This window comes from Microlunatus parietis (assembly GCF_013407955.1).
Lineage (GTDB): Bacteria > Actinomycetota > Actinomycetes > Propionibacteriales > Propionibacteriaceae > Microlunatus > Microlunatus parietis.
Genome location: NZ_JACCBU010000001.1, coordinates 6,221,598 through 6,240,151 on the forward strand (window position 1 = coordinate 6,221,598; position 18,554 = coordinate 6,240,151).

The 18,554-nt window shown below is 70.3% G+C and carries 17 protein-coding genes and 2 pseudogenes; 14 read left to right on the plus strand and 5 right to left on the minus strand.

The window, feature by feature from the left end:
- The first annotated feature begins 48 nt into the window (after positions 1 to 48).
- Positions 49 to 1,311, plus strand: coding sequence for a calcium:cation antiporter family protein (locus BKA15_RS29945; RefSeq protein WP_179757234.1), 1,263 nt, complete (start codon positions 49 to 51; stop codon positions 1,309 to 1,311).
- Here the strand turns inward: BKA15_RS29945 and BKA15_RS29950 are convergent.
- Both BKA15_RS29950 and BKA15_RS29955 read right to left on the minus strand, forming a co-directional pair.
- On the minus strand, positions 1,244 to 1,630 hold the full coding sequence (locus BKA15_RS29950; protein WP_179757236.1) for a DUF3037 domain-containing protein: 387 nt from the start codon (positions 1,628 to 1,630) through the stop codon (positions 1,244 to 1,246). The two genes, BKA15_RS29945 and BKA15_RS29950, sit on opposite strands and share 68 nt — an antisense overlap.
- On the minus strand, positions 1,627 to 2,385 hold the full coding sequence (locus BKA15_RS29955) for a HipA family kinase (RefSeq protein WP_179757238.1): 759 nt from the start codon (positions 2,383 to 2,385) through the stop codon (positions 1,627 to 1,629). Before BKA15_RS29955 ends, BKA15_RS29950 begins: the two co-directional genes overlap by 4 nt.
- 54 nt (positions 2,386 to 2,439) lie before the next feature.
- Here BKA15_RS29955 and BKA15_RS29960 point away from each other — a divergent pair, with 54 nt between their 5' ends.
- From BKA15_RS29960 to BKA15_RS29970, 3 genes are all read left to right on the plus strand, one after another.
- Entirely contained in the window at positions 2,440 to 4,518 is a 2,079-nt protein-coding gene (locus tag BKA15_RS29960; RefSeq protein WP_179757240.1) for a glycoside hydrolase family 36 protein, read from the plus strand.
- 183 nt (positions 4,519 to 4,701) lie between these two features.
- A complete protein-coding gene (locus BKA15_RS29965) occupies positions 4,702 to 5,211 on the plus strand; it encodes a peptidoglycan recognition protein family protein (protein ID WP_179757242.1) in 510 nt (169 codons plus the stop codon).
- A 55-nt stretch (positions 5,212 to 5,266) separates the two neighbouring features.
- Positions 5,267 to 5,635, plus strand: a complete 369-nt coding sequence (locus BKA15_RS29970; protein WP_218871636.1) for a DUF5701 family protein — start codon at positions 5,267 to 5,269, stop codon at positions 5,633 to 5,635.
- Between the two features lie 38 nt (positions 5,636 to 5,673).
- Here BKA15_RS29970 and BKA15_RS29975 read toward each other — a convergent pair whose 3' ends face one another.
- Entirely contained in the window at positions 5,674 to 6,804 is a 1,131-nt protein-coding gene (locus BKA15_RS29975) for a Gfo/Idh/MocA family protein (RefSeq protein ID WP_179757244.1), read from the minus strand.
- A gap of 73 nt (positions 6,805 to 6,877) precedes the next feature.
- On the opposite strand from BKA15_RS29975, the pseudogene BKA15_RS37425 reads away from it, so the two are divergent.
- The 7 genes and pseudogenes from BKA15_RS37425 to proB all read left to right on the plus strand — a co-directional run.
- Positions 6,878 to 7,102, plus strand: a pseudogene (locus BKA15_RS37425) (Gfo/Idh/MocA family oxidoreductase); the annotation flags it as partial.
- 115 nt (positions 7,103 to 7,217) lie between these two features.
- Complete coding sequence (locus BKA15_RS35095; RefSeq protein ID WP_376766845.1) at positions 7,218 to 7,793, plus strand: Gfo/Idh/MocA family protein; 576 nt, start codon at positions 7,218 to 7,220, stop codon at positions 7,791 to 7,793.
- On the plus strand, positions 7,790 to 7,918 hold the full coding sequence (locus tag BKA15_RS36660; RefSeq protein ID WP_281385331.1) for a hypothetical protein: 129 nt from the start codon (positions 7,790 to 7,792) through the stop codon (positions 7,916 to 7,918). The genes BKA15_RS35095 and BKA15_RS36660 overlap by 4 nt, the downstream gene beginning before the upstream one ends.
- Positions 7,919 to 8,072: 154 nt before the next feature.
- Positions 8,073 to 8,381 (plus strand): 50S ribosomal protein L21, encoded by a 309-nt coding sequence (rplU, locus tag BKA15_RS29985; RefSeq protein WP_179757246.1) that lies wholly within the window; start codon positions 8,073 to 8,075, stop codon positions 8,379 to 8,381.
- Positions 8,382 to 8,390: 9 nt separating this feature from the next.
- Positions 8,391 to 8,657: a 50S ribosomal protein L27 gene (rpmA, locus tag BKA15_RS29990; protein WP_179757248.1), complete on the plus strand. Its 267-nt coding sequence runs from the start codon at positions 8,391 to 8,393 to the stop codon at positions 8,655 to 8,657.
- Positions 8,658 to 8,758: 101 nt separating this feature from the next.
- A pseudogene (gene obgE / locus BKA15_RS29995) lies at positions 8,759 to 10,174 on the plus strand (GTPase ObgE); the annotation flags it as partial.
- A 14-nt stretch (positions 10,175 to 10,188) separates the two neighbouring features.
- Positions 10,189 to 11,307 carry a glutamate 5-kinase gene (gene proB / locus BKA15_RS30000; RefSeq protein WP_179757252.1) on the plus strand — a complete coding sequence of 373 codons (1,119 nt, stop codon included), beginning with the start codon at positions 10,189 to 10,191 and terminating at the stop codon, positions 11,305 to 11,307.
- Between the two features lie 127 nt (positions 11,308 to 11,434).
- On the opposite strand, the gene BKA15_RS30005 is transcribed toward proB, so the two are convergent.
- On the minus strand, positions 11,435 to 12,415 hold the full coding sequence (locus BKA15_RS30005; protein WP_179757254.1) for a type IV toxin-antitoxin system AbiEi family antitoxin domain-containing protein: 981 nt from the start codon (positions 12,413 to 12,415) through the stop codon (positions 11,435 to 11,437).
- Positions 12,416 to 12,649: 234 nt separating this feature from the next.
- Positions 12,650 to 14,524 (minus strand): nucleoside/nucleotide kinase family protein, encoded by a 1,875-nt coding sequence (locus BKA15_RS36020; RefSeq protein WP_179757256.1) that lies wholly within the window; start codon positions 14,522 to 14,524, stop codon positions 12,650 to 12,652.
- A gap of 34 nt (positions 14,525 to 14,558) precedes the next feature.
- Here BKA15_RS36020 and BKA15_RS30015 point away from each other — a divergent pair, with 34 nt between their 5' ends.
- The 3 genes from BKA15_RS30015 to BKA15_RS30025 all read left to right on the plus strand — a co-directional run bounded on the left by BKA15_RS30015 (position 14,559) and on the right by BKA15_RS30025 (position 18,553).
- Positions 14,559 to 15,620, plus strand: coding sequence for a zinc-dependent alcohol dehydrogenase family protein (locus BKA15_RS30015; RefSeq protein WP_312879538.1), 1,062 nt, complete (start codon positions 14,559 to 14,561; stop codon positions 15,618 to 15,620).
- 107 nt (positions 15,621 to 15,727) lie between these two features.
- The gene (locus tag BKA15_RS30020; RefSeq protein ID WP_179757258.1) at positions 15,728 to 16,780 is read left to right on the plus strand and encodes a hypothetical protein; all 1,053 of its coding nucleotides are present in this window, start codon (positions 15,728 to 15,730) and stop codon (positions 16,778 to 16,780) included.
- Between the two features lie 90 nt (positions 16,781 to 16,870).
- Positions 16,871 to 18,553: an ABC transporter substrate-binding protein gene (locus BKA15_RS30025; RefSeq protein ID WP_179757260.1), complete on the plus strand. Its 1,683-nt coding sequence runs from the start codon at positions 16,871 to 16,873 to the stop codon at positions 18,551 to 18,553.
- Position 18,554 lies beyond the last annotated feature (1 nt).

The following is an 18,554-nucleotide window of genomic DNA, read 5'->3' on the forward strand; positions in this document are numbered from 1 at the left end:
GACACTTCCTCACTTGCGTAACTGTCAAAGTGTCGTGAAGATGGACGGGTGCTTCGAACGCTGCGCCCGGTCCTGATCTGCCTGGCGATCGCCCTGCCGGCCCTGGTGGTCCGGGTCTCCGGGCTCCACCTGACGCCGGCCCTGGGCCTGGTCGTCTTCGGTGCGGGAGTCGTGGCCGCGGCGTTCGTGCTGGCCTGGGCCGCGGAAGCCGCCGAGGTGGACATCTCGGGCGGGCTCGCCGTCGCCGTGCTGGCGGTGATCGCCGTGCTGCCGGAGTACGCGGTCGACCTCTACTTCGCCTACACCGCCGGCAGCCGGCCCGAGTACGTCCAATTCGCCGCGGCCAACATGACCGGGTCCAACCGGTTGCTGCTCGGGCTCGGCTGGAGCGTCGTGGTGCTGGTCTCCTTGATCATCGCCAGCCGCAGGTCCGGGCAGACGGTCCGCGAACTGCTGATCGACTCCCGCTACCGGCTCGAGCTCGGCTTCCTGATGATCGCGTCGCTGCTGGCGTTGATCATCCCGCTGTCCGGCCAGATCCACCTGGTCCTCGGCATCGGCATGCTCGCCCTGTTCACGTTCTACCTGCTCCGGGTCGCCCGCACCGAGGACGAGGGGGAGCCCGAACTGGTCGGCCCGGCCGCCCGGATCGGCGCGCTGCCGGCCCGGCTCCGCCGTCCGCTGGTGGTGATCATGTTCGTCGGTGCGGCGGTGATGATCATCTCCTGCGCGGAGCCGTTCGCGGAGTCGCTGGTCGCCGGCGGTCGGTCGCTCGGCATCGACGAGTTCCTGCTGGTGCAGTGGCTCGCGCCGTTGTCGTCGGAGGCGCCGGAATTCATCGTGGCGATCATGTTCGCGGTGCGCGGCAAGGCGTCGATGGCGATCGGGACGTTGATCAGCGCCAAGGTGAACCAGTGGACGCTGCTGATCGGCAGCCTGCCGGTGGCGTACCTGATGGGTGGCGGCAGCTTCTCGCTGCAGTTGGACGCCCGGCAGGTCGAGGAGTTCTCGCTGACCGCGGCACAGACCCTGCTCGGCATCGCGATCCTGCTCACGTTGCGGTTCCACCGGTTGGCCGCACTGGCCCTGCTGGGGCTGTTCGCGGTGCAGTTCGCGGTGCCCGGCACCGAGGGCCGGTACGTGATCACCGCCGTCTACGCCGTGCTCGCGGCGGTGCTGATGATCATCCATCGCCGGCAGCTGGTGCCCACCCTGACCGCGCCGTTCCGCAGCCTGCGCTCGCTCACGGAGCCGGCGGCGTCACCAGACGGGTCATCAGGCCGGCCAGGGTCCGTACCGGATCATCGGTGACGCCCGCGTGCACCGGTGACGGCTGGACGACCGTGCTGCGCGGGGCGGTCAGGATGCCGAACCGGTGGAGCAGACCGTCGTTCTCGCGGGCGCTGCCGACCGGTTCGGCGCACCGGAGCACGATGGCCTCGGCCGACCGGCGGACCGCGTCCAGGTCGACGGCGGGATCGAGGGCCCGCAGCCGGGCTTCCTCGATCGCGACGTCGGCGGCCAGGAAATCGAGGTCCTGGCAGTAGATGATCACTCCGATGTTGACGAACTCGCCCCGCTCCACCCGGGGCACCGCCCGGATCGTCGCGTAGCTGTAGCCGTACCTCATCGAAGCCACCGCTCGGCCGCCTCGAGCCGGCCGAGAAGGTAGTCCCGGTAGGCGATCCGGGCCGTCCCCGGGTCCGGCGGAGTTCCCGGGTCGGGTCGCTCCGGATCGGGCAGCAGCCACGCGTCCGGGACGTCGGCGATGACGGCGTCCAGGGTCGCGGCGTCGAACCGGCCGGCGAGTCGATCATGGGCCTCACGCGGCCGGGCCCGCCCGGACAGCACATGATCACCGTAGTTGTACGGCGACTCGGCGAACGCCTCCGGCCGGCCCCAGGCGTGGTGGAACCGCAGACAGGCGCCGTGATCGATCGCCCACAACCGCCGGTGCCAGACCAGCAGGTTGGTGTTCCGCAGGCTGCGGTCGACGTTCGCCGTCCAGGCGTCCAACCAGACCAGGGCCGAAGAGGTCTCGCGGTCCACGTCGAAGTTGCGGTCGTAGCCGACCGAACCGGGCAGGTAGTCCACGGCCAGGTTCACCCCGACGCTCGCCTTGATCAACTGCTGGATCTCGTCGTCCGGCTCGGTCCGGCCGACTTCGGCAGCCACCTCGATCAGGGCGAGCTCGGGCGTGTGCAGGCCGGCCCGCCGGGCCAGCCCGGCGACGATGATCTCGGCGACCAGGGCCTTGACGCCCTGGCCCGCGCCGGTGAACTTCACCACGTACGTGCCCAGGTCGTCGGCCTCCATGATCGCCGGCAGGGACCCGCCCTCGCGGAGCGGCGTCAGATAGGCGGTGGCGGTGATCCGTGGCAACACGTCCGCCAGCGTAGTGGGCCGGGCGCTCCGCACCGATTCATTTACGCTGGTCGCGTGCAGCCACTGACGCTCGGCGACGAGTCCTTCCTGATCATGATCGAGGCCGGTGGCGACGAGCCGCCGGCGATCACCGAGGTGCGGCGGGACGGGCACCGGCTGACCCTGGCGCGGCCGCGGCCGCTGGTCGAGGTGCTCACCCTCGGCGACGGTCACCACAATCCGACGCCGCGGCTGATCCGGACCTCGGTCGGCGCAGGGCTCCGCTATCGCGGTCATGATCATTGCGACGACGGCTCCGCGGTGCGGCTCGACGTCGTCGGCCCGGACGGGATCGCCGCCGAGATCGAACTGCGGATCCGGCCCGGCGTGGCGGCGGTCACCGGCGTGATCACCGTACGCAACGAGGGCGCCGAACCGGCCTGGCTGACCGCCGTCCCGTCCCTGAGCCTCGGGTTGTGCGGGCGGCTGGAGGAGGTCGACCTGACGCCGGACCAGCTGGACCTCGTCTCCGGGGCGTCCGACTGGCTGGCCGAGTTCCGGTGGACCCGGGAGCCGTTGCGCGGGCGGTTGGTGGTGCTCGAATCTGCCGGTCATCCGGTGTCCGGCAAGGGATCGACGGGGCAGCGCTCGGTCGGCAGCTGGTCCACCGGCGCCGACCTGCCGACCGCGGGCGTGGTCGCCGCCGACGACGGCTGGGCCTGGCTCTGGCAGGTCGAGCACAACGGCGGCTGGCGTTGGGAGCTCGGCGATGATCAAGGCGGGGTGTCGCTCACCGCGGGCGGCCCGACCGAGGCCGATCACCAGTGGGTGCAGCGGCTGGACCAGGGTGCCGAGTTCCGTACCGTGCCGGTGACGATCGCCGCCGGACTCGGCTTCGACGACGCCGTCGACCAGCTGACCCGGCACCGCCGCGCCACCCGCCGTGATCATCCGGACCGGAGCCGGCTGACGCTCATCTACAACGACTACATGAACACCCTGTCCGGCGACCCGACCACCGAGAAGCTGCTGCCGTTGATCGACAGCGCCGCCGCCACGGGCGCCGAGGCGTTCTGCATCGACGCCGGTTGGTACGCCGAGGACGGCAACTGGTGGGACACGGTCGGCGAGTGGCTGCCGTCATCCGGCCGGTTCCCCAGTGGCGGGCTGGCCGCTGTCCTGGACCGGATTCGGGACCGCGGCATGATCCCCGGCCTGTGGCTGGAACCCGAGGTGATCGGCGTCCGCAGCCCGATGGCCGACCGGCTGCCGCCGGAGGCGTTCTTCAGCCGCCATGGGGTACGGATCCGGGAGGCGGGCCGTTTCCACCTGGACCTGCGTCACCCGGCGGTCCGTGATCATCTCGACGCGACGATCGACCGGCTGGTCGGCGAACTCGGCGTCGGGATGTTCAAGTTCGACTACAACATCAACCCTGGGGCCGGCACCGACCTGGACGCCGACAGTGCCGGGGCCGGTCTGCTGGCGCACAATCGGGCCCACCTGGACTGGCTGGACGGCTTGTTCGACCGGCATCCCGAGTTGATCATCGAGAACTGCGGCTCCGGCGCGATGCGCTGCGACGACGCGATGCTGTCCCGGCTGCAGCTGCAGTCCACCAGTGATCAACAAGACGTCGCCCGGTACGTGCCCATCGCGGCCGCCGCACCGCTGCAGCTGCTGCCCGAGCAGGCCGGCTCCTGGGCCTACCCGGCCGACTGGATGGGACTCGAGGAGGTCGCCGCCACGCTGCAGGCGGGACTGCTCGGCCGGCTCTACCTGTCCGGGCACCTGAACCGGCTGAGAGATGATCAACTCGACCTGGTCCGGGCCGCGGTCGCCGTCCACAAGGAACTCCGCACCATGATCGGCAACGCCGCGCCGAGCTGGCCGCTCGGCCTGCCCGGCTGGGACGACCCGGTGATCGCGTTGCGGCTGACCGGCCCGGACGAATCCCTGCTCACGGTCTGGCAGCGCGGCCCGGAACCCGCCGAGGTGATCATCCCGCTGACCCGCCCGGCCCGGGATTGCACGGTGATCTTCCCGACCGCGCTCGATCCGTGGCCGGCCGAGTTGATCAACGACGGCACCGCCCTGCGCCTCGCTGCCGGTCCGGGTCCCATCGCTGCCCGTACCTTCCGACTGGGGCACTGAGCTCGAACACTCGATCGGACTCGGCGCCCTCGGCGCACTACCGGAGGCGGAGGCTGCCGTACGGACGCGGCGGTCGCCGCGGAACCGAGCATCGCGGTGGTCGATCTGCCGGTGATCGGATCCCAGACAGCGAAGGCAGCGCGCCGACGAGGCAGAACTCGGCGGCCGATCAGCCCGAAGCGGGTGACCGTGCACATCGCGGTGACCAGAAGCGCCGACATCTACGGTCCGGGCAAGGGCCCGGGCGGCAGCTATGCCCACTTCTACAACCCGCGCTCCGGTGCCCCGCGGCAGCATCAGTACCTGGACCGGCGGGCGGCCGCCGATCTCAACGGGAACGCGAGGAGCATCTCCGTTGAGCACGCAGGGCTCGAGGGCGACAGGATGACCGACACCCAGCTTCGGAACCTCGCGAAGATCTTCGCCTGGGCCGTCATTCACTGCGGAGTGCCCAATCGGATCGCGACGGTGAACGACCTGCGCGGCCTGGCCTGGCACCGGCTCGGAATCGACGGCAACTTCGGCCGGTTCGATCGCAACGACCGCACGACCTGGTGCCGGAAGCAGACCGGCGCGGTGTGGTCGAACTCCACCGGCAAGCTCTGCCCGACCGACAAGTTCATCCGCCAGATCCCCACGGTCTACTCCAAGGCGCAGTACTGGTTGAAGAAGTGGGGCGGTCGACCGGGCTGAGCGCGGACCACCAAAAACTAAGTCAAGTGTACGGAATTATTCTGGAATCGGGTGCGTGCCAGACCGGCCGCTCTACCTGGTCGCCGGGCCTGACCGCGGTGACGACCTGCTGAACTGGAGCCCGGACGAGGCGCTGCCGGAATTGACCCGCCGCGGCCGGACGCCGTTCACCATCAGCGAGGGGATCAGCTGGCTGTTGCAGCAGCCCGACAAACTGGAACCCAACCGCTGCTTCATGTGCATCGGCTCCCGGCTCACCAACGCCGGCGGCCGGCTCGACGCGCGGACGCCGGCGATCTGGATCAGCGGCGGCACCGGCCGGGACGGCAAGGATCGGAAGGACGCGCCCAAGGTCGGCTGGTGCTGGGCCGGCAACCGGCACACCTGGCTCGGCTTCGGCTCGACGACGGGCCGGATCGCCTGATGATCAGCCGGGGCCTCCGCTGATCCCGAAGGAGATGGTCACGGCAGCTCGGTCGGTTGCCGGAACGTCGTCCGGAGCTCCACGATCCGGCCCTCCCGGGCCGACGTCTCGACGGCGAGCATGATCTCCAGGGCGTGCCGGGCATGATCGGCACCGAGCTCGTTCGGGGCGCCGGACAGCACGATGTCGGCGAGATGGCCGACGATGACCGCCCGGCCCGTCGTTGCCGAGTTCGTGTCGGCGGCGAGCGGCCAGGACGGGTCGATCCAGCCGTCGACGCCGGGCAGCAGGTCGGTCTTGAACACCTCGAGCTCGGGGCCGCCCGGCACGCCGAGATTGATCACTCCCCGTCGGCCGAAGAGTTCCAGCCGCGGGCTGCGGCTGGCGTGCAGGTTGTAGCTCCCGTCGACCACCGCGTACGTCGAGCCGCCGAAATCCAACAGGAACAAGGTGTTGTCGTCGGCCGTGACCTCGATCTCCAGCCCGGCGAACGGTCCGCCGCGGACCACCCGGACCGGGTCGGTGATCCCGGAGAACGCCACCACCCGCCGGGCCGGGCCGAGGATCCCGGTGATCTGGTGGATCCCGTACACGCCCATATCGAGCAGCGGTCCCGAGCCTCGCTGGTAGAACCAGGTCGGGTCGGTCGGCCAGCCGCCGGGGCCGCCGCCCGGTCCCTGGTGCGAACTGTGTACGCGGGCGAACGCGATCCGGCCGATCTCGCAGGCGGCGACCAACTCCCGGGCCCGCTTGATCGGCGTCCGGAGCAGGTCCGGCGGGGCGCTGACGATCACCAGGCCGCGGCTCTCGGCGAGCATGATCAACTCATCGGCCTCGGCCAGTGTGGCGGCGATCGGCTTCTCGGTGACCAGGTGCAGGCCGTGTTCGAGGATCACCTTGGAGGTCGCGTAGTGCACCGGGATCGGGGTCAGGTTGACCACGGCGTCCAGGCCGCCGGCGCCGACCAGCTCCTCGACCGTCGCGTACACCCGCGGAATGCCGTACTGCTGGGCGACCGCGGCCGCCCGAGCATGATCGACATCGGCGAGGGCGACCACCTCGATGGTGTCCGCGTAGTGGTGCAGGTTGGGCAACACACCGTACGACGCGACGGCGATGCCGCCGGCCCCGAGAAGGCCCACCCGCAGCGGTCCGGTCGAATTGATCATCGGCAACCTTCCCTCGTCGGACCCGCTCATTGTCGGCCGAGATCCGTGACAGGAGCCAGGCGGAGTCCGGAGAATGGGCTCGGCAAGTGCGCGCGCGGTCGCTGCCGAAGCGGAGTCGCTGGACGTCGGGACCGACGTCACCGCCTACGACGACATCGCTGCCCTGGTACGGGATCCGCGGGTGCAGGCGGTCTGGGTGCTGACCCCGAACGACACCCGGGTCGAGGTGATCAACTCCATCTGCGCCGAGGTGGCGTCGGGGCGGGCCGAGCTGACCGGGATCGCGATCGAGAAGCCGCTCGGCCGCAACGTCGCCGAGGCCCGGGCGGTCGCCGAGGCGGTCGAGAAGGCCGGGCTGCTGCACGTACCTGGAGAACCAGGTCTACGCGCCGCGGCTGGTCCGGACCCGGGACCTGGTCTGGGCCAGGGGCGCCGGCCCGTCCGGCTCGCCCTACCTGGCCCGGTGCGCCGAGGAGCACTCCGGGCCGCACTCTGCCTGGTTCCGGGACTCCGAGGCGCAGGGCGCTGGTGCGCTGAACGACATGATGTGCCACTCGCTGGAGGCCGGCCGGTTCCTGCTCACGCCGCCCGGCACCGACCCGGGCGACTGGCTGACCCCGGTCAGCGTGACCGCGACGATCGCGTCGCTGCGCTGGGGCCGTGATCATTACGCGTCGATCCTGGAGCAGCGATTCCCGGGCGTCCAGGACTACCGGGACACGCCGGCCGAGGACTACGCCAGCGCGACGTACACATTCCGCAACGGCGACGGCGAGCCGGTGATCGTCGAGGCCACCACGTCGTGGAGCTTCACCGGGGCCGGCCTGCGGCTCTCGTACGAACTCCTCGGCCCGGAGTACTCGCTGAACACGCACTCGCTGAACGGCGACGCCGAGGTCTTCTTCTCCCGGGACCTGCCGCAGCAATCACCCGCGCCTTCGCCGCCGGCCGGCAGCCATTGGAGTCGCTCCGCAGTGGGGTCAGCGTGACCGAGCTGCTGATGGCCGCCTACTATGCCGCCGAGCACGCGGAGGTGGTCAGGTTCCCGATCGACCTGTCCGACTACGTGCCGGCGGTGGCCCGGCGGGCCTGGCGGCCGAGACGCGACTTTTGAACGGACCGGGGCCCGGTTTGACCCCCTTCCCGCTGGCCGAGTATCTTTGACCCTCGGTGCGCTCCCCGCATGCGGTGGGTTGTGCCCGCTCGGCATCGGCGGCCCGGAACCCCGGCGCCATCCAGTCAAGGCTTCGACGAGAGTAGGTTCAGGCGTGTACGCGATCGTGCGCAGTGGCGGCCGCCAGCACAAGGTAGCTGTTGGCGACGTCCTCGAAATCGACCGGATCAGCGATGAGGCCGGCGCCAGCGTGCAGCTGCAGCCCCTCCTGCTGGTCGACGGCGAGTCCGTGACGTCGGACAAGGCAGCCCTGGAGGCGGCTTCCGTCACCGCAGAGGTGCTGGACCAGACCAAGGGTCCGAAGATCCGCATCCTGAAGTTCAAGAACAAGACCGGGTACCGCAAGCGCCAGGGCCACCGGCAGCGGTACACCAAGGTCAAGGTCACCGGTATCGAGAGCTGAGGTAGAGACATGGCACACAAGAAGGGCGCATCCTCGACCCGCAACGGTCGCGACTCCAACGCCCAGCGCCTCGGCGTGAAGCGGTTCGGCGGCCAGCTCGTCGGCGCCGGCGAGATCATCGTGCGGCAGCGCGGCACCCACTTCCACCCGGGCGACGGCGTCGGCCGGGGTGGCGACGACACCCTGTTCGCGCTGGTCCCGGGGACGGTGCAGTTCGGCACCCGTCGCGGCCGCCGCGTGATCAACATTGCTCCGGCCGAGAAGGTCTCGGCCTGACCGGCGCCTCAGCGCGCCAACCACGAGGGTGGCCGGGGACCAGACTCCCCGAGCCACCCTTTCGTTTTGCCGACCACGAGCCGGCGTGAAAGGGACCTGACATGGCGATTCCGAGTTTCGTCGACAGGGTCACCCTGCACGTGTACGGAGGCAAGGGCGGCAACGGCTGCGCCTCGGTCCACCGGGAGAAGTTCAAGCCGCTCGGCGGGCCGGACGGGGGCAACGGCGGCGACGGCGGCTCGATCATCCTGCGGGTCGACTCCAGCCTGACCACCCTGGTCGACTACTACCGCGAATCGCACCGGCGGGCCCGCAACGGGGTGCCCGGCCGGGGCGACCACGCCAACGGCGCGACCGGCGACGACGTCGTGCTCGCCGTCCCGCGCGGCACCGTGGTCAGCGACGCCGACTCCGGCGAACTGCTGGCCGACCTGACCCGGGACGGCGCCGAACTGGTCGTCGCCCAGGGCGGCCGCGGCGGCCTCGGCAATGCCGCGCTGGCCTCGGCGGCCCGCAAGGCGCCCGGGTTCGCGCTGCTCGGCGAGGAGGGCGAGACCCGGCGGATCACGCTCGAACTGAAGCTGGTCGCCGACATCGGGCTGGTCGGGTATCCGAGCGCCGGCAAGTCGTCGCTGATCGCGGCGATCTCGCGGGCCCGGCCGAAGATCGCCGACTACCCGTTCACCACGCTGGTGCCGAACCTGGGCGTGGTGGTGGCCGGCGACGTGACGTACACCGTGGCCGACGTGCCGGGCCTGATCGAGGGGGCCAGCGAGGGCCGCGGGCTGGGACTGGAGTTCCTTCGGCACATCGAGCGCTGCGCGGCGATCGTGCACGTGATCGACTGCGCGACCTTCGAGCCGGGCCGCGACCCGCTGACCGACCTGGACGTGATCGAGGCCGAGCTGGAGGCGCACGGTGGGCTGGCCGACCGGCCCCGGATGGTCGCGCTGAACAAGATCGACATCCCCGACGCCGCCGAGTTGGCCGACCTGGTCACAGCCGATCTGGAGGCGCGGGGGCTGCGGGTGTTCCGGGTCTCCACCAAGAACGGCGAGGGGTTGCGCGAGCTGACGTACGCGATGGCGGAACTGGCCGCGCTGCGCGCCGCCGAACCCGAGCCGGAGCCGGCCCGGCCGGTGCTGCGGCCCCGGCCGGTCGGCGGGGTGCCGGACTTCACGGTGGTCCGCGAGGGCGAGCTGTGGCGGGTCCGCGGCGAGAAGCCGGAGCGCTGGGTGCGGCAGACCGACTTCAGCAACGCGGAGGCGGTCGGCTATCTGGCCGACCGACTGAACCGGGTCGGGATCGAGACCAAGCTGCTGGAGCTCGGCGCCGAGCCGGGTGACGGGGTCGCGATCGGCGGCGACGACGCGGTGGTGTTCGACTTCGCGCCGCAGATCGACGTCGGGGCCGAGATACTCGGCCGGCGCGGCGAGGACAACCGGTTCGTCGAGGAGCGGCCGGCGGCCCAGCGGCGGCGGGCCAAGGACGAGGCGTACCACCAGGCCCGGGCCGAGGAGGAGAACTCGGAATGAGCGACGGGCAGCGCCAGGGGGTGGCGGAGGCCCGGCGGGTGGTGGTGAAGGTCGGATCGTCCTCGTTGACGACCGCGATCGGCGGCATCGACCCGGAGCGGGTACGGGAGCTGGTGGACGATCTGGCCGGCGTCCGGCTGGCCGGCCGCGAGGTGGTGCTGGTCTCGTCCGGCGCGATCGCCGCCGGGTTGGCGCCGCTGGCCCTGAAGACGCGGCCGCGGGACCTGGCCACCCAGCAGGCGGCCGCTTCGGTCGGCCAGGGACTGCTGATGGGGCACTACACCGCGATGTTCGCCGATCACGACCTCGGCGTCGGGCAGGTGTTGCTCACCGTCGGCGACGTGACCCGGCGCGGCAACTACCACAACGCGTACCGCACCCTGGGCCGGCTGCTGGAGCTCGGCATCGTGCCGATCGTCAACGAGAACGACACCGTCGCCACCCACGAGATCCGATTCGGCGACAACGACCGGCTGGCCGCCCTGGTCGCGCACCTGGTGCACGCCGACGCCCTGATCCTGCTCAGCGACGTCGACGCGCTCTACAGTTCCAGCCCGTCCAAGCCCGGCGCCCGGCGGATCGACGAGGTCCGTTCCGACGATGATCTTGAGGGCGTCGACATCTCCGCGCGCGGCAGCCGGATCGGCACCGGCGGCATGATCACCAAGGTCGAGGCGGCCCGGATCGCCACCTCCGCAGGGATTCCGACCGTCCTGGCCAGCGCCGACCGGGCCGAGGCGGCCCTGGCGGGGGAGCCGGTCGGCACCCTGTTCCACCCGACCGGGAAGCGCCGCCCGACCCGGCTGCTCTGGCTGAAGCACGCCAGCGCCGCCCGCGGCGAGTTGATCTTGGACGCCGGCGCGGTCCGGGCTGTGGTCGAGCGCAAGGCCTCGCTGCTCCCGGCCGGCGTGACCGGCATCAACGGAGCCTTTACCGTCGGCGAGCCGGTCGACCTGGTCGCCCCCGACGGCTCTGTGATCGGCCGAGGCCTGGTCAACTACGACTCCGACGAACTCCCCGGCCTGCTCGGCCGCAACACCGCGGACCTCGCCGCCGAACGAGGCCCCGGCTACGACCGAACCGTCGTCCACCGAGATGCCCTCGTCCTGCTCTGACGGCCGCTGAAGGCGCGGCTCGACTCGCCGGCGGGCCCGTCAGTTTTTCACGTAACGTGAAAAACTGGCGCTATACCAGAGAAGCTTCTCGGGTATGGCGACAGGAAACCTGGTGAAGTTGGCAGCGTCAGGACGCCAACGGGCTGCGGACGTAGAGTCGGCGGGATTGCCGGAGGTCCTCGCGGAGCTTGGCCATGGTGTGGTGAACCCGGGCTCGCATCAGGTCGGACCAGACGAATCGACTCATCCCACGGCCGGTGCGCCGGATGTCGTCTTCGCGGCGCTTCTCCCGGAACACCGCGTCTGCCGGTGACTCACCCGGCCTCAGGAACCGCTGGTACTTGGACCTGCCGTCATACTCGGCCACATGCCGATCCTCATCCCAGGCGAAGTCCACGATGCCGACTTCATAGCCGGACTCGTTGAGGATCGAGACCTGTAGTTCGGGCATGGGAATGTGGTGCCGGTAGAACTGCACTCGTGCGTACGATTCCCCGCCGTTGGCCGCCCGACCGTCGGCGAGCGAGAGCGCCGTCCGGGCTGCACGAACTCTCGGAAGGTGCGCCGACTCGGCGGAAAGCTCCTGCAAACGCGCGAGAACGCCAGGCTCGATCCGGAGCGCCGAGTCCATGGTGATCACGCCGCCCTCAAGGCTGGAGGTTCGAGCGACGTCCCACGCGGTCCGCGCAAGGCTGGTGATCAGGAGTCCGTCGCGGTGGACCAGATCCAGCTCTCGATCGATCGCCATGACGTGGTGCTTGACTCCGGCGAGCGTGCGCACGGACACACTGTCGAGTCGGAGCAGATGAACGACGTCCAGGTCGGACCGCAGAAGTTCGACGCCGTAGCTGGCCGCGGCACTTGGCCCGCAGACCGCCACCTGTCCCCGTTGGATGGCAACGACGGCTCGAGCCAACAGCGCGTGCCGGCCCAGATCGTCGAGGCCTTCATGGATATCGGCCGGCACGAACAGTCCGTGGCGAATTCGTACCAGCTGCCTTTCGCGGACGGCTCTCGCAAGATCCCGATCCGTCATTCCACAGTCAAGTGCCTGGCCTCGAGTGATGAATCCACCATTCGCGTCGACCGCGCCTTCCATGCTCGTCATGGCCCGGATCGTGGCACGACAATCGATCCCGAACCACGCGTACAGAAATTCTGTGGATGACGAAAATTCCTGCTTCACGCCTGTGGAAAAGTGCAGCCGGGCACTTCACCAGGTTTCCTGTCGCTTTACCCGAGAAGCTTCTCTGGTATAGCGACAGTTTTTCACGTTACGTGAAAAACTACGCGACTGGTGGGGCTGGTGGGGCTGGTGGGGCGAGGGGCAGGTGGTGCGGGGTCAGGGGGTCCAGGAGGGGAGGCGTAGGGTGGCTCGGTCGGCGCTCTCCATGATCAGCTTGGCGTTCGCCTGGTCGACTCGGGCGACCCATTCGGCGGCCTCGGCCGGGGTTCGACCATGATCGACATGGCGTTGGGTGAGGCGGTCCAGGCGGAGGGTGTCGTCGGGTTCGAGATACCAGGATTCGTCGAGTTCCGTTGCGACGTCGCGCCAGGCGGGGTCGTCCAGGAGCAGGTAGTTGCCCTCGGTGATCACGATCGGCACGCCGGCCGGGACGCAGCCGTTGGCGGCGATCGGTTCCTCGAGGTGGCGGTCGAAGACGGGCACGAAATGATCAAGGTCGGTACGGGAGCGGACCCGGCGGAGCAGTTCCAGGTAGCCGAGCGCGTCGAACGTGTCCGGCGCTCCCTTGCGGTCCGCCCGGCCGAGGCGCTCCAGCTCGCGCTGGCCGAGGTGGAAGCCGTCCATGCCGAGGATCGCGGCGCGGTCGCCGAGCCGGTCCAGCAGGGCGGCGGCCAGGGTCGACTTGCCGGAGCCGGGGGCGCCGACCAGGCCGATGATCACGCGGTCGCGGGTGGCGGCGAGGGACTCGATCCTGGTGATCAAGGTGCCGACGGTGACCGGGTCTTGGCCCTTCGACAGGCTCAGGGCGTGCAGGGTTGGTCGGGGCGGTGAGGCGAGGGCTAGGCGTTGGGTGAGGGAGGGGGCGAGGGGGAGTTCGGTGAGCAGGGCTGCCTGCAGGGCGTGGTAGACGTCCGGCTTGCCGCTCCACATCGTGGTGGACGGGCGGTTGCCGGGGTCGAGCTCGTGGTGCCAGCTGCCGTGATCATGGTCGATCAGGTGCCGGTCGGCGTAGTCGAGGAACAGGGCCAGCCGCTCGTCGAAGACGGGCTCGGGGCCGAACCGCCGCCAGGTCGCGGTGGCGCCGATCGCCTCGGCCAGCACCCAGTGCGGCCGGGTCCGGACGACGGGGCGGCCGTCCCAGTCGATCGTGTAGACGAAGCCGGGTGTGCCGTCGACGGCCCAGCCGCGGTCGAACGCGGTGTCGTACAGCCCGCGGGACGCCTCGGCCAGCCAGGCCGGCGGCTCCTGGTACGCGGAGCCGAGTTCCAGCAGCAGCCGGCTCCACTCGATCAGGTGCCCGAGGGTGACCCCGTACGGCCGGAACTCGTCGGCCGGCCGGTCCGCGTTGTAGCCGCGCTCCTCCCGCCAGTCCGGGTCGTAGTGCTCCGGCAGCAGCCAGCCGGCCGCCCGGGCATGCCGATCGATGAACCGCTCCGCGATCAGCAGCGCCCGGTCCCGCCAGACGCCGTCGCCGGTCTGGCCGAAGGCGGCCAGGAAGGCCTCGACGCCGTGCATGTTGGCGTTCGCGCCCCAGTACGGTTCCGGCGTGCCGAACGCCAGGTCCCAGCTCTCCACCAGGGCTTGATCAGGATCGGACCAGAAGTGCCGGTCCATGATCATCAACGCCGCGTCGAACAGCTCCCGGCCGCCCGGAATCCCTGCCCCGGCGGCGGTCGCGCCGGCCAGCAGCACGAACGCGTGCGGATAGGCCGCCTTGCGTGCCCCGGGCTCGCCGGCCGGCAGTTCGCCGTACCAGCCGCCGTGCTCCTGATCATGGAACGGCCCGCGCAAGGCCGCGATCCCGTGCCGGGCGAGGTCGAAAGCGCCGGGATGGTCGAGCAGGGTGCCCAGTGCGAAGCAGTACGTCATCCGCGCCGTGATCACCAGGTCCCGCCGCGGGTCGGCGTCGAGCCGGCCCGCCCGGTCCAGGCTGCCGAATCCGACGTCGGCCCGGGCCGCCCGCCCGAAGTCGAGCAGCCGGTGCGCCTCGGCCCAGCCGTCGAACGCGGGCCCGGGCGGTGATCCACTCATCGGAGAAAGCGTAAGGCAAATACGCTGACTACCCGTGACCACAGAACTTCCGACGACGATGACCGGCATCACCCTTCCCGGCGGCAGCCGGGTCGATCGGGCCGAGGTCCCGGTGCCGCAGCCGGGTCCCGGCCAGGTGCTGGTCGAGGTCCGGGCCTCCTCGATCTGCGGCAGCGACATCCGGGCGATCTACCGCGAGCACCTGGGTCACGGCGCCGAGGCGTACCAGGGCGTGATCGCCGGCCACGAACCCGCCGGCCGGATCGTCGCGGTCGGCGCAGGCGTCACCGAGCACGCCGTCGGGGACCGGGTCGCCTGCTACCACATCTCCGGCTGCGGCCAGTGTGCCGAGTGCCGGCACGGCTACTACATCGGCTGTACGTCGAGCGTCCGGGCCGCGTACGGCTGGCAGCGCGACGGCGGCCACGCCCCGTACCTGCTGGCCCAGGCGGACACCTGCATCCCGCTGCCGGACGAGCTCAGCTACGCAGACGGTGCGCTGGCGTCGTGCGGTTTCGGCACCGCGTACGAGGGTCTGCTCCGGCTCGACCTGTCCGGCCGGGACCGGCTGCTGATCACCGGTCTCGGCCCGGTCGGCCTGGCCGCGGGAATGCTGGCCAAGGCGATGGGCGCCGGACCGGTGGTCGGGCTGGACGTGATGCCGGACCGGGTGGCGCTCGCGACCGAGTTGGGCGTGATCGACCACGGCTTCACGGTGGAGCAGACCGCCGAACTGGACGCGGTCACCGGCGACGGCTTCAGCGCCGCGATCGACTGTTCCGGCAGCGCGCCGGGCCGGCACACGGCGATCGAGCGGCTGGCCACCTGGGGCCGCTGCGCGTTCGTCGGCGAGGGTTCCACGCTGAGCCTGGAGGTGTCGCCGCTGCTGATCCACAAGCAGATCACCCTGTACGGCTCCTGGGTGACCTCGCTGCGGCACCTGCAGGACCTGCTGGAGCACCTGGTCAGGTGGGGGATCCGGCCGGAGCAGACGATCACGCACCGGTTCGGCCTGGACGATGCCGAGACCGCGTACCGGCTGGCCGATGAGGGCCGGTCCGGCAAGGTCTGCCTCTTCCCGCACGGCACCGACTGATCCCGGAACACCCCGGCAGCGATCTCGGGGCGCCCCACCCGCCCGGACGAACCGGTTCCCTACCGCAGGGGAGTCGGCGGCATCGGTCGATCGGCAGGATCGGTGCCATGATCACAACCTCCGAGGCAGACCCGTCGCGGTTCCGCTCACCGGTGCGGTGGATCGCCCGGAACTGGCGCTCCGGCTCCGTGGTCGCCGCCGGGGCCTGGTCGGCCGTGGCGGTGGTGGTCGGCGCGCTCTGGGCCGGCGACGTCGTGCCGGCCCCGTTCGGCCGGAACGATCCGCGGGCCGCGGACGTGATGTCGTACTTCGCGGGGATCGAGCCGTGGACCGCCGGGCTGGGCGCGATCGTGGTCGGGGTGGCCGGGCTCCTGACCGCGGCCGGGATGATCATGCTGCGGGGCCGTCGCTGGCCGGCGATTCCGGGGCTGGTGCTCGCGGCCGGGCTGCTGTTGGTCGTCCCCGATGCCCGGGTGATCCAGAACTTCGCCTATCTGTTCTTCGGCTACACCGGGCTCTGGGACGCCGGGCTCGCGGCGATGATCGTGTCGATCGCCGGCGGGGTGCTGTGGGCGGCGGCCTCGTTCGGCCGGCTCGGCGCGGCGCGGCCGGGATCGCTGGGCTGGCGGGTGCCGGTGACCTACCTGGCCGCCGCGCTCGCGCTCCCGTACGGAATCGTGCGCGGTGCCTGGGGGCTGGGCATCCCGCTCGGCACCTCGAGCCTGGCCTGGATCGAGCGGGATGCCGCGGCGTTCGGCATCGACCCGTGGGTGATCCGGGCCGGGCTGCTGGCCGTCTTCGCCGGACTCCCGGTCGGCGGGGCGCTCCTCACCACCGGACTGGTCCGTCCCTGGGGCGAACGGCTTCCGTCCTGGCTGCCCGGCTTGGGCGGCCGTCGGGTCCCGATCTGGCTTGCGGTGGTCCCTGGGGCCGGCGCGGCGATCATGATCCTGCAGTTCGGGCTGCGGACGACGCCGGGGACGATCGCCGCGGTGGCGACGATGACGCCGGAGAACTGGGGCGCGACCGCCCCTGGCCTCTTCATCCTGCCCTGGGGGATCGCGCTGGCGCTCGCGGTGTACGGGTACGCGGCCCGGCGGCTCGGCCACGCAATCGAGCTCGAACGGCGCCCCGAGACGGGGCGGTTGACAAGTCGGTAACTTCCCCGTCGTTCTCCGGGCGGCCCAAGCTACTCTCCGGTAATGTGCGCCTCGATCGAGCCACCCATCATCGAAATCGAGGTAACCACGATGCGATTCACGAGATCGCTCCGGCGCGGAATGGCGGCCATCGCCGCACTCGCCCTCGCCGGCTCCCTCGCAGCCTGTGCCCAGAGTCAGCGGGAGGATCCCGGCGCCGGAACGTCCCCCGGGGCAGCCGAGACCAAGGACACGTTCGTCTTCGCGGCGTCCTCCGATCCGGTCATGCTGGACCCGGCGATGGCCAGCGACGGCGAGACGTTCCGGGTGGCCCGGCAGATGTTCGAGGGCCTGGTCAGCACGAAGCCCGGCACGGTGGAGCTGATGCCCGGCCTGGCCGAGTCCTGGGAGGCGGCGCCGGACGGCAAGTCGTACACCTTCAAGCTGCGCTCCGGCGTCAAGTTCCACGACGGCACCGACTTCAACGGCGAGGCGGTCTGCGCCAACTTCGACAGGTGGTACAACTGGACCGGCCTGAACCAGAACGAGAACATCACGTACTACTACGGGAAGCTCTTCAAGGGCTTCAAGACCGGCAAGACCGGCGGCATCTACGAGAGCTGCGAGGCGCCGGATCCGCAGACCGCGACGATCACGCTGAACTCCCCGTTCGCGGGCTTCATCCAGGCGATGACGCTGTCCGCGTTCGCGATGCAGAGTCCGACGGCGATCGAGAAGTACGACGGCAACAACACCACCGGCACCGTCGACGACACCCGCTTCTCCGAATATGCGACCGCGCATCCGACCGGCACCGGCCCGTTCGTCTTCGACTCCTGGGAGCGCGGCCAGCAGGTCAGGCTGAAGCGGTTCGACGACTACTGGGGCGACAAGGCCAAGGTGTCCCAGGTCGTGATCCGGACCATCAGCGACCCGAGGGCGCGGGCCCAGGAGCTCGAGGCCGGCAGCATCGACGGCTACGACCTGGTCTCGCCAGCCGACCTCGATCCGCTGAAGGAGAAGGGGATGCAGCTGCTCAACCGGCCGCCGTTCAACATCCTCTACCTGGCGTTCAACCAGAAGAACAAGGCGTTCCAAGACATTCGGGTACGGCAGGCGCTGACCCACGCGATCGACCGCCAGGCGGTGGTGAACAACTCGCTGCCGGAAGGCTCGCAGGTCGCGAAGGAGTTCATCCCTGACCTGGTCACCGGCTACAACGACGCCGTCACGGAGTACCCGTACGACCCGGACAAGGCCAAGCAGCTGCTGAAGGAGGCCGGCCAGGAGAACCTGGAACTCAAGTTCGCCTATCCGACCGGCGTCTCCCGGCCGTACATGCCGACACCGGAGGACACCTTCCAGGTGATCAAGACCCAGCTCGAGGCCGTCGGCATCAAGGTCACCCCGGTCGCGGCGAAGTGGAGCCCGGACTACCTGGACATGGTGCAGGGGCCGAACGGCACCACCAAGCGGGACATCCACCTGCTCGGCTGGAACGGCGACTACGACGACACCGACAACTTCCTCGGCGTCTTCTTCGCGGCCAAGTCGAACGAGTGGGGCTTCGACAACCCGGAGCTGTTCCAGGCGCTGAAGGAGGCCCGGGAGCTGCCGACGGTCGAGGAGCAGAAGCCGGCCTACGAGAAGATCAACGCGATGATCGCCGACTACGTCCCGGGCGTGCCGATCGCGCACCCGGCGCCGACGCTCGGCTTCGGTCCGGGTGTCGAGGGCTACGTGCCCAGCCCGGTGCAGGACGAGGTCTGGAACACGGTCACCATCAAGCCGTGAC